At 69.8% G+C, this 10,472-nt stretch carries 11 protein-coding genes; 3 read left to right on the top strand and 8 right to left on the bottom strand.

The genetic code is table 11. The features are described from left to right. Positions 1 to 300 precede the first annotated feature (300 nt). Both AC07RV_RS17350 and AC07RV_RS17345 read left to right on the top strand, forming a co-directional pair. Positions 301 to 669 carry a DUF2958 domain-containing protein gene (locus tag AC07RV_RS17350; RefSeq protein WP_208513757.1) on the top strand — a complete coding sequence of 123 codons (369 nt, stop codon included), beginning with the start codon at positions 301 to 303 and terminating at the stop codon, positions 667 to 669. A gap of 376 nt (positions 670 to 1,045) precedes the next feature. Then, a complete protein-coding gene (locus tag AC07RV_RS17345) occupies positions 1,046 to 1,414 on the top strand; it encodes a hypothetical protein (protein WP_208513750.1) in 369 nt (122 codons plus the stop codon). A 77-nt stretch (positions 1,415 to 1,491) separates the two neighbouring features. On the opposite strand, the gene AC07RV_RS17340 is transcribed toward AC07RV_RS17345, so the two are convergent. The 5 genes from AC07RV_RS17340 to AC07RV_RS17320 all read right to left on the bottom strand — a co-directional run bounded on the left by AC07RV_RS17340 (position 1,492) and on the right by AC07RV_RS17320 (position 6,156). Further along, a complete protein-coding gene (locus tag AC07RV_RS17340; RefSeq protein WP_492713692.1) occupies positions 1,492 to 1,854 on the bottom strand; it encodes a hypothetical protein in 363 nt (120 codons plus the stop codon). Positions 1,855 to 2,004: 150 nt separating this feature from the next. After that, positions 2,005 to 3,375, bottom strand: a complete 1,371-nt coding sequence (locus AC07RV_RS17335) for a cytochrome-c peroxidase (protein WP_492713690.1) — start codon at positions 3,373 to 3,375, stop codon at positions 2,005 to 2,007. Beyond that, positions 3,372 to 4,940, bottom strand: coding sequence for a metallophosphoesterase family protein (locus tag AC07RV_RS17330; RefSeq protein ID WP_492713688.1), 1,569 nt, complete (start codon positions 4,938 to 4,940; stop codon positions 3,372 to 3,374). Before AC07RV_RS17330 ends, AC07RV_RS17335 begins: the two co-directional genes overlap by 4 nt. A 121-nt stretch (positions 4,941 to 5,061) precedes the next feature. Beyond that, complete coding sequence (locus tag AC07RV_RS17325; protein WP_492713686.1) at positions 5,062 to 5,589, bottom strand: PPC domain-containing DNA-binding protein; 528 nt, start codon at positions 5,587 to 5,589, stop codon at positions 5,062 to 5,064. 156 nt (positions 5,590 to 5,745) lie between these two features. Beyond that, the gene (locus tag AC07RV_RS17320) at positions 5,746 to 6,156 is read right to left on the bottom strand and encodes a thioesterase family protein (RefSeq protein WP_492713684.1); all 411 of its coding nucleotides are present in this window, start codon (positions 6,154 to 6,156) and stop codon (positions 5,746 to 5,748) included. A gap of 185 nt (positions 6,157 to 6,341) precedes the next feature. Here AC07RV_RS17320 and AC07RV_RS17315 point away from each other — a divergent pair, with 185 nt between their 5' ends. After that, entirely contained in the window at positions 6,342 to 7,268 is a 927-nt protein-coding gene (locus tag AC07RV_RS17315; protein ID WP_492713682.1) for a transcriptional regulator GcvA, read from the top strand. Here AC07RV_RS17315 and AC07RV_RS17310 read toward each other — a convergent pair. From AC07RV_RS17310 to AC07RV_RS17300, 3 genes are read right to left on the bottom strand one after another with little or no spacing between them, the layout of a single operon-like run. Further along, the gene (locus AC07RV_RS17310) at positions 7,256 to 8,164 is read right to left on the bottom strand and encodes an amidohydrolase family protein (protein ID WP_492713680.1); all 909 of its coding nucleotides are present in this window, start codon (positions 8,162 to 8,164) and stop codon (positions 7,256 to 7,258) included. The genes AC07RV_RS17315 and AC07RV_RS17310 overlap by 13 nt on opposite strands. 28 nt (positions 8,165 to 8,192) lie before the next feature. Next, positions 8,193 to 9,191, bottom strand: coding sequence for a Bug family tripartite tricarboxylate transporter substrate binding protein (locus AC07RV_RS17305; protein WP_492713678.1), 999 nt, complete (start codon positions 9,189 to 9,191; stop codon positions 8,193 to 8,195). Between the two features lie 36 nt (positions 9,192 to 9,227). Next, a complete protein-coding gene (locus AC07RV_RS17300; protein ID WP_492713676.1) occupies positions 9,228 to 10,454 on the bottom strand; it encodes a CaiB/BaiF CoA transferase family protein in 1,227 nt (408 codons plus the stop codon). Between the last annotated feature and the right edge of the window lie 18 nt (positions 10,455 to 10,472).

Here is a 10,472-nt window from a genome sequence, read left to right as displayed (position 1 = left end):
TGGCCAGCGCGCTGTGCGCGAGTAGTTGATCAGCGCGGGCTTTGGGCCCGCGGGTCGCGTTGTGTGGAGTGCACGACTCGCTGCGCCTCGTGCTTGGTGAGGTCAGGTGTGGCGTGGCATGGCGGAGGCTGGGGACGGGGCTGGCTCGCGTGACCGTGAGCGTGCCACGCCGTTCTCGCTGTCAAGGCCTGCGCGCGCTCTGCGCGCTGGCGGCCTGCGGCCGTCTTCGAGCCTTGACCGCTGCGCTTCGGCGTGACCGTGACGGTCCTGGGCAATCCCGCCCTTTCTTTGGAGCGTCACATGAATGCCTCGTACTTCTTTTTGAGCGACGAACAGGTTCGGCGACTTGCTGCGAATGGCCGCGCATCGCGCGAATTTGAGGCGCGCGACGAACTCTTCGATCCGCCACCTGTGGTCAAGCTCTTCACGCCGGATGCCGGCGCGACGTGGTTGCTGAGCGAGATCGATCCCGCCGATCCGACGATCGCCTTTGGATTGTGCGATTTGGGTCAGGGCTATCCCGAGCTGGGATGCGTGAGTCTTGACACGCTGGCTTGCCTGAGGGGGCCGTTGCGCTTGCCCATCGAGCAGGACGTGGGCTTCCAGGCGACGCGACCGCTCAGTGCCTATGCAGCCTCTGCGCGCCTGGCGGGCCGCATCGTGGCCTGAGCGGTCGGTTTGTGCCGGCGGTATGGCAGCCGGCATTTTTTTGCTTTTTCTACGTCCCTTCTCTCTTTCTTGGTGAGGGGCGCTGCCCTTTGCGTCTGTGGGAGGGCGGTCCGAGGTTGCTGCGATGGGTACTAGGCGCGGCGCTCAGGTCGTTGCCTGGTGGCCAGGCCGTTCCCGGGACCGCCTCTTTCCGACGCCTGGCTGCGGGCCTTGCGGGCGCCAGGGTGCGGCTGCGCCCCCGTCCTCACCCGGTCCCTGCGCTTTGCTGCGGGCTGCGGCTTGCGGGCGGGCCCTGGCGCCCGCGCGGTCCTCGCCGTCATGGCGTCGAGGCGGCTCCGCGGGAGCCGGCCCGTCACCTCAGAAAGGCAGACTCACCATGGACACCCCCGATCCTCGTACGCCATTCACACCCTCCGCCGCAGGCGGTCTGCCCGGTGTCGGCGGTCCGCTTGAACCGCAGGCTTCAATCGTGTGGCGCTACGCTCTCAGCGTCGATCGTCACTGGGCGCTGGTCTTCGATGCGCAGGGGCGCAATCTTGGGGAGGTTCACCGTCCCGCCCTGGCCGCGGGGCCTGATGGCCGGCTTCTCACCTTCGAGCAGGTCGTGCGTCTGATGTGTGCGGCGCCGCGCATGCGCACGCTGCTGCAGGAGATCGTTGCAGCTGGTGGCGCCGACGTGCCCGCGTCCCGCGCGCAAGATGGGTGCTTGGCCCGTGCCCGCGCCCTTCTGGCGGAGCTGGGGTAGCTGTCCCGCCGGTGCGGCCGCCCTCGTCATTCGCTGGCGGCCGCGGGCCCATGCGATCGTATGCGGTCTCTCTTTGCTCAGGGAATCACGATCGATGTGTCGGTCTTCACGCGATCGAGCGCCACGAGCGAGCGAAAACTCTTGTCGGCCTCGTTCTGAGCCGACGGGCGCCTCGTGAGACCTTCGTAGCTGCGCATATTGGGCGCGACCAAGGCGCTCGCGCTTTTGCTCGTCCTCAGCGGCGCGGCGCGCTCGCAATGTGCTGGAGAACTGTATGAGCCGCCTGCTCTCCCACTCATGGTGGTCGGACAGATGATTCTCTTTTTTGACCGTTTTGCGCTCGTCTTCGTGATCTTGAGCGTGCTGGCCTGCCACGCCGCGCGTCGCAGCTGGCCCGAGAAAGGGAAGTTCGCTTGAGCGAACGCTAGGGTGTTCGGCATGCCGAACACCTGCTGAAGAGCCAAAGCTGGTGTTGGCTGAGGGGTCGACGGCGATGCCATGCGCTTCGAGGGGGCGGGGGCTCGCTGCTGGCGAAGTCGGGCGCTCACATGAGCGTGGAAACCAGGTTTCCAGCGTTGGGCGCGTCGCTTTTACCGGGTCGCGGGCGCGTTCGCCACCGCGGCAACGCCGGGCGCGCGCATGGCCGCCTCGTAGCGCGCATCGGTCAGCGTGCCGAGGAAGGCGCTGATCGCGTCGATCTCCTCGTCGCTGAGCCCTGGCGTGCTGCCCGGGCGGCGGTTCATCGGCGTCGAGTTCACGTTGATATTCGCGCGATGCGCGGCGGGCACGTCGTCGAAGGTGGCGTGGCCGTGGTACCACTTGGCCGGATCGGTCGAGCGCGTGGCGTAGAAGGCCACCGCCTCGCGCAGCGTGGCGAAGGTGCCGTTGTGCATGAAGCTCTGGCGCACCGCGACGTTGCGCAGGCCCGGGGTGCGGAAGTAGCCGCACCACTGGCCGGGATCGGGCCAGCGCAACTGCGAGGCGGTGCGGCACAGCCCGTTGTCGAAGTGGCGCGCATCGCGGTTCGCGGGCAACGCCAGGTTGCGCGGCACGGCGATCGCGTCGTAACCGAAGTCGGTGAACAGCGAGCGCTCGGGCCGGCTCGCGGTGTCCGAGAGCGTGTGGCAGGACATGCAGTTGCCCTTGTCCGGATTCTTGAACAGCGCCAGGCCGCGCATCTCCTGCGGCGCCAGCGGCGTGCGCTGGCGCAGGTAGTCGTCGAAGCGCGAGCTGAAGGGCGCCATCTCGTCGCTCTGGAGGTAGGCCTGCAGCGCCAGGCCGATACCCTGGACCATGCGCTGCGGATCGCGCAGCACCTCGGGGCCCAGCGCCTGCGACAGCGCCGGCGCGAGTTCGGTGGCGCGTACCTTGCGCAGCAGGCTGCGTGGCGAGGCGTTGTTCATCTCGTCGGGATCGAACAGCGGGCCGCGAACCTGCTCGGCCAGCGTGTCGGCGCGGCCGTCGGCGAACAGGCCGCCGAACGGCGATGCGTAGGGCGCGTCGTCGTCCTGGTAGAAGTGGCGCCGCGGCACGTAGCGCACGTACAGCAGCGAGGGCGCGGTGCGCGCGCTGAAGCGGCCCGCGCGGCTGCCCTGCGGCGTGCGCGGCCCCGCGAGCGATGGCGCATTCAGCGTCGACGTGAAGGCGCGCAGCGGGTCGTGGCAACCGGCGCACGACAGGCCTTGCGGCTGCGACAGCCGGGTGTCGAAGAAGAGGCGCTTGCCCAGGGCCGCGAGCGCGGGATCGGGCCGGAACACGGCCGCCGTGGGGTCGACGCGCGCGGCGAGCTTCGGTGTGGCGCCGATGTGCTCGATCACCTGGCTCGCGGGCCCGCCCGGGCCGATGACTTCCATCGATCCGGGGGCGGCACCCGCGGCACCCACGATCCATCCGAGGCAGGCCGCGCCCAGGGCGAGCGCGGCGCCCGCGAGCGGGGGGAAGCGCGTCGAGCGCCGCGTCACGGCGTCAGGAAGCCGGTCTTGTCGCAGCTCAGCGCCCGGCCGGTCTGCCCGCAGGTGGCGAGCAGCTTGCCGGCCACGGTGTAGGCCTTGAAGGTCCAGCCCACGTCGGGCGACTTCTTGCGCTCCATCAGCATGAAGCCGAAGGTGTTGTGGTGCGTGATGCGGTCGATCGTCACGCCGGGCGCGGGGGTGGTGCCGGCGGGCAGCGGGTCGGGCAGCGCCACGTCCAGGTTGTCGCCGCCGTTGCCCGTCACCACGGTGGCCGGATGGTCGGTGGCGAAGTTCAGCGCCTGGAAGTCATGCACGTGGCCGTGCAGCGCGATGTGCACGCCGCTCGGGTAGTAGGCCTTCGCATAGAGGTTGTTCATCACGGACTGCAGCGCGAGGTTGCCCGGCGCGGGCGTCGCGCCCGCCACCGGCGCGAAGGCCAGGATCGGGTGATGGTTGGTGAAGATGGTGGTGCTCATGCCCGGCTTCGCCGCCAGCGCCGCCACGGCCTGGAACTGCTTCTGGTAGGCGATGAATTGCGGGTCGTCGGTCTTCAGCGCCGCCTTGCCGGCCTTGGCCGAGTCGAACACGATGACCTGCGAGCCGCCGCCCAGCGAGACGGCATAGGGCTCGGCATAGTTGCCCGTGCTGTCGTTGGTCGGGTCGTTGCACGAGCGCTTGTCGGCGTAGGCGCGCGTGTCGAGGAAGCGGTACCAGCCCTGGCCGCCGCGCGCGCACTCCTCGTGGTTGCCGCGCACCAGCACCCAGGGAGCTTTCGCGAGCAGCGGCGCGGCGGGCCTGAAGAAGTCGGCCTGCCAGGTGTCCCAGCCATAGCCCCAGGGGCTGCCCTTGCAGCCGGCCACGTCGGCCGGGCAGGCGTTCTCGCGGTAATGGTAGTCGCCGATGTGCAGCACCAGGTCGGGATCGAAGCCGGCGGCGGTGGCGGCCAATGGAGCGAACGGCCACACGCTGCTGTCGTTGCAGGGCTGGTAGGCGTTGTCGGCCTTCTTCAGGCGGCAGCCGGTGTCGGCCAGCACCAGGATGCGCTGCGGCTCGGCCTTGGGCAGCGGCAGCGCGCGGCTGCCGACGGCGACCTGCTTCGCTCCCGCGGGCAGGGTGGCCTCGCAGGTCGACACCGGAAATTCCGAAGGCTTCGAGTCGGCGGGATCGCTGGCCGTGGTGCGCAGCGGCATCGAGCCGGAGCCGATGCGCAGGCTCATGCGGCTGGCCTTGCCGTCGACCGTGATCTGCGGGCAGGTGGCGTTCGCATCGGCCGCCGTGTCGGCGGCGGGGGCGGCGTAGCTGGTGATGACGCGCGCGAAGGCCGCGTTGCCGTCGCCGATCTCGACCCAGGCGGCCTGCAGGTTGGCGTCGGCCGTGGCCGCGTCGGGCGCGGGTGGCGGCGCGGAAGCCGGCGGCGCTGCGGGCGCACCGGCCACCGGAACGAAGCTGCTCGAGGAGCCGCCGCCGTTGCATGCCTGCAGGGCGGCGAATGATGCGAGCGCGGCGAAGGCGGCGAGCCAGCGCAGGCGGCGTGCGTCGAGCCGCGCGCGCGGCGTCGTGGGAGTGGCGTGCATGGGGATCCCTCTGTTGTGGGTTGTTGTCGTGGGTCCCCGGAAGATACGAAGCCAACATGCAAGCCGTGTTACAGCGCCGTGTCACCGGCCCGCGCCAGCCCCTTTCACGCCCGCATGCCGTTTACTTCGCGCCCGGATGCAACCCCAGCACATTCGCCCCGATCGCAGGATCGACGAAGCGCTCGAGCCGCTGCGGATGCAGGATCACCGTGATCTCGCACGAGCCCGTGCCCACCGTCAGGCCCAGCAGGTGGCCGCCCGCGCCGATGAAGGTGCCGTCGGTCACGATGCCGTGCGCGTGGATCGAGGGCTTGCCTTCCTTCCAGGCGATCGAGCCCGTGAGGTTGGCGAGCTCCACGTCCTTGAAGGTCTTCGGGTTGAAGACCTTCTTCGCGAAGTCGTAGAAGCCGAAGGTGGCCTCGCGCATGAAGCCGATGCCCACGATGCTGGCGCTCGGTATCTGTTCGACCACGGCGAGGCGCTCGAGGTGCGCGAGCACGTCGTCGCCGTTGCGCAGCACCATCAGATAGCCGGTGGGCGTGCGCGTGACCTTGCCGGTCAGGTCCTGCGCGCCGGCCGAGGCGCTGAAGGCGAGGGAGGCACAGGCGGTGGCCAGTGCGAAGAGGGCGGAGGCGAGGGTCTTGAACATCGGTCTGTCTCGTTTCTTTTTGAAGATGCAACCAGGTTGCGGATTCGGCTTATCGCCGCGCGGGTGAGGAACGGCCGCACGCCCGCACCGAAAGTGCTGGCGCGCCGCTGTCCGGCACGGGGAGTCGCAGGCCGGGGCCCGCGGAATATCAGGAACTCACGAGGCGTTCGTGTCCTTGGCGACGGCCGCGTGCACCTTGGCGCGCAGCCGCGCGACGTCGACGACGAAGCGGCTGTGCGTGCCGCTCGCGACCTCCTTGTCGCCTTCGTGCACCCTGAACTCGAAGTCCACGCCGCGGCCGTCGACCGCGCGCACGCGCGCCTCGATGCGCACCGGCTGGCCCAGCAGCGTGGCGCCCACGTGCTTGAGCGCGATCGCGGTGCCGACCGAGGATTCGCCCGCGCCCACGTGGTCGAGCAGGAAGTCGAGGCAGGTCTGCTCGACGTCGCGCACGAGCTCGGGCGTGGCATAGATGCGCAGGTCCTCGCCGAGGAAGTCGACGGTGCGCGGGCGGTCGATCACGAGTTCGCGGCGGGTGAGGGCGCCTGCGCGCAGTTCTGGGTTCATGGGGGTTGGTCCGAAAGCGTTGAGCGTCAATTGACGTTGTCCCGACTGGCCGTGCGTCGGTGTGAAGGGCAGTCTAGGAATCGCGGCGCGGCGCGGCAAACGAGTTTTTCTCGAAGCATTGCGTAGAAAATATTGAAGGCCCCGGGCCCCCGTCCCGTGCCCGCTCCCGAAGGAATCCGTCCACCATGTCGCGCCCCATTCCCCCGCTCAATCCGCTGCGTGCCTTCGAGGTCGCGGCGCGGCACCTGAGCTTCACGCGCGCGGCCGACGAGCTCTTCGTCACGCCCTCGGCCGTGAGCCACCAGATCAAGACGCTCGAGGAGAACCTCGGCATCGCGCTGTTCGTGCGCGACACCAAGTCGCTTGCGCTCACCGCCGCCGGCAAGGCCTACCTGCCGGGCATCCAGGAAGCCTTCAAGCAGGTGATGTACGCGACGCAGCAGCTGCGCCAGTCGCAGGGCACGCCCTCGCTCAAGATCAACCTGCCGCCGACCTTCGCGGTCAAGTGGCTGATCCCGCGCATGCGCCGCTTCATGCAGGCCTACCCCGACATCGACCTCGAGATATCGACCTCCAAGCACATGGTCGACTTCACGCGCGAGGACTTCGACATGGCGGTGCGCTACGGCCGCGGCATCTACCCGGGCCTGCACTCCGAGCTGTGCCTGCCGGTCGAGGTGTTCCCGGTCTGCAGCCCGGCGCTGATGCAGGGCGAGCATCCGCTGCGCACGCCGGCCGACCTCAAGCACCACGTGCTGCTGCACGACAACAGCACCTACAGCGACGTGAGCAATCCCGACTGGGGCATGTGGCTCGAGCATGCGGGCGTGAGCGACGTGGACGTGACGCGCGGCCCCTCGTTCTGGCCCAGCCACCTGGTGATCGCCGCCGCGGTCGACGGGCTCGGCGTGGCGCTGGTGAAGAAGAACTGGGTGATGAAGGACCTGGCCGACGGCCTGCTGGTGCGGCCCTTCGATGTCACGCTGCCGGTGGAGTTCTCCTACTTCATGGTCTATCCGCAGGACCGCGCCGCCGACGCGCGCATCGCGGCCTTCGTGTCATGGGTGCACGAAGAGCGCGCGAAGGACGAGGCGGCGGCTCAGAGTCGGTAGAGCCGCACGGCGTTGTCGTGCAGCAGCCGCCGGCGTTCCGTGTCGGAGTGCCCGGCGATGGCCGCGAGAAAGCCGCGCAGGATCGTCTCGTAGCTGGCCACCAGGCTGTCGACCGGGAAGTTGCTCGCGAACATGCAGCGCGACGCGCCGAAGATCGCGATCGCGTCGCGGATCAGCGGCACGTTGGCCTCCTCGGTCCATGGCAGGCCGCGTTGGCCCAGGCCCGAGATCTTGATCGCGGTGTTGGGCGCATCGGCCAGACGCTCGAGCGCGCGGCGCCAGCCCGCGAGGCCCTCGGCGCTGCGGTCCGCGGGCAGGCCGCTGTGGTTGAGGATCAGCAGCGTGCGCGGAAAGTCGCGCGCGAGCTGCGTGGCCTGGTCGAGGTTCCACCACGGCGCCTGCAGGTCGAACGAGAGCCCATGCGCCTCGAGCAGTGCATAGCCCGCGCGCCAGCGCGGATCGTCCATCGAGCCCGCCACGCCGCGTGCGGCCTCGGCGGCCGACGGCGCCGTCACCGGCTTGTGGCGGATGCCGCGCACCAGCGCGAACGCGGCCTGCGCCGCGAGCACCTCGGCCACGTCGCCGCGATCGAGCGCCGCATGCGCGACGATCGCCGAGGGCCGGCCCTCGGCGGCCGCGAGGCCGGTGAGCCAGCGGGTCTCGGCCACCGGATCGGTGCGTTCCCACTCGGCCTCGATGTGCACCGTGCGCGCCGGCGCGAAGCCGCGCGTGTCGCGCGCGAGATCGGCCGGCAGGTAGTTGCGCTTGAGCGCCGAGTAGTCGCCGTAGCGGAAGTTCGGCACCGTCTCGCCCTGCAGCCAGGGATAGGGATGCGCATCGAGCTTCCAGAAGTGCTGGTGCGCGTCGACGAAGGGTTCGCTGAATTCGAAAGCCATCGCGCGATTCTCGGCCGTGCGCCGTGCCTCAGCTCGACAGGTTGATCTTGCCCGCCAGCGCCTTGAAGAACTCGCTCTCCCTGGCCATCACCGCCTCGAGCGCGGCATCGTCGGCGTAGGTGTCGGTGCTGAAGTGCAGCTTGGTCAGCGCCTCGAGCCAGGCGGGTTCCTTCACGGCCTTCGCGACCGCGCCCTTGAGCACCGCGATCACGTCGTCGGGCGTGCCGCGCGGCGCCGACAGGCCGCGCCAGATGCCGATCGACAGGTCGATGTTGCGTTCTTTGAGTGTCGGGATCTTCTCGAAGCCGTCGGCCACGCGCCGGTCGGCCATCACGGCCAGCGCCTTGAGCTTGCCCGCGGCCACGTAGCTCGACACCTCGGCCGTGCTCACGGTCACCGCGTCGATGTGGCCGCCGAGCAGCGCCAGCACCGCGGGCGCGCCGCCTGCATAGGGGATGTGGTTGAACTTCGCGCCGGTCTTCTCGGCCAGCGCGGCAGCCGCCATGTGCCAGGTCGAGCCGTGGCCCGCATTGCCCACGCGGATGTTCGCGTCGCCCTTGCGCGCGGCCTCGAGGAACTGCTCGAGCGTGGCGTAGGGCGCATCGGCGCGCACCACCACCGCGGCCGGGTCGGCATTGAGCCGAGCGATCGGGCGCAGGTCCTTGTACGAGAACTTCGCCAGGCCCAGGTGGTTGAGAAAGGTCAGCTCGGTCGACGACAGCACGATGCGGTAGCCGTCGGGCCTGGCGTTGACCACGTCGCCCAGCCCGAGCACGCCGCTGGCGCCGGGCTTGTTGATGACGACCACCGGCTGCGGCAGGTACTTGGCGACCGCCGCGCCGAAGGCCCGGCCCACCACGTCGGCGCCGCCGCCGGCCTGCCAGGGCACGACCAGCTCGATCGGCTTGTGCGGATAGGGGCCGCCTTGCGCCCGCGCGAAGCCCGGCGCGAGCAACAGCGCGCCCGAAAGCGCGGGGATGGCGCCGAGCCAGCGGCGGCGCGAGAGGTCGATGGTGCTTTCCTGCATGGTCTTGTCTCCGTCTCGTTGTGTTTCTTGCGTGTCTCAGTCCGCCGTCGCGTCGGCCGCGGCATGCGCCGCGCCGAACGCGCCGTTGCTTCGCAGCGCGGCGATGTCCTCGGCCGTCATGCCGATCTCGCCGAGCACCTGCTCGGTGTGCTGGCCCAGCAGCGGCGCCGGATGCCGCACCTGCTGCGGCGTGCCGCCGAGTTTGACCGGAAAGCCCAGGGCGCGTGTCTCGCCCTCCACCGGGTGCTGGATCTTCAGCACCATGTTGCGCGCCACCGCCTGTTCGCTCGCCAGGGCTTCGGCGTAGTCGTAGATCGGCGCGGCCGGCACGCCCGCGGCCAGCAGCGCATCGACCCATTCGGTGGCGGTGCGGCGCGCGAACTCGCGCTCGAGCTCTTCGATCAGCACGACGCGGTTGCGGATGCGCAGCACGTTGTCGGTGAAGCGCGCGTCGCGCACCAGGTCCTCGCGCCCGATCACGCCGCACAGCGCGGTCCAGAGCTTGGGGTTGGCCGCGCCGATGACGAAGGGGCGGTCGGAGGCGCGCACTGCCTGGTAGGGCGCGCTCATGCGGTTGGCGCTGCCGATCGGCGTGGGCACCTGGCCCGTGCCCCAATACTCGGCCGACTCCCACACCGACAGGCCCAGCGCGGTCTCGAACAGCGAGGCGTCGACGAACTGGCCCTCGCCCGTGAGGCCACGGCCGATCACTGCGCTGAGGATGCCGTAGGCCGCGAACAGGCCCGCGCCCAGGTCGGCCAGCGGTATCGCCGACTTCACCGGCGGCTCGCCCGGATGGCCCATCACGCTCATCACGCCGGTCATGGCCTGCGCGATCAGGTCCAGGCCCGGGCGCTTGGCCCAGGGGCCGGTCTGGCCGAAGCCCGAGATGCTCGCGTACACCAGCCGCGGGTTGAGCTGGCGCAGGGTCTCGTAGTCGATCTTCAGCCGCGCCGCCACGCCGGGGCGGTTGTTCTCGACCAGCACGTCGGCCTCTTTCACGAGCGCGTAGAAGGCCTCGAGGCCGGCCGGGTTCTTGAGATCGATCTCGATGCTGCGCTTGTTGCGGTTGAGCGCGAGGAAGCCGCCGCTGTCGGCGCCCTTGAGGCGGAAGCCCATCGAGCGGCGGGTCTGGTCGCCGATGCCGGGCGTCTCGACCTTGATGACGTCCGCGCCCATGTCGCCGAGCAGCATGCAGCAGAAGGGGCCGGCCATGATCTGGCTGACGTCGAGGACCTTGATGCGGGAAAGGGGAAGGGTCACGCGGGGACTCCGGATCTG

It is taken from the genome of Variovorax sp. GW821-FHT09B01 (assembly GCF_059418345.1).
The sequence above is the reverse complement of the archived record's forward strand: the minus strand, read 5'-3'. Positions and strand labels throughout refer to the sequence as shown.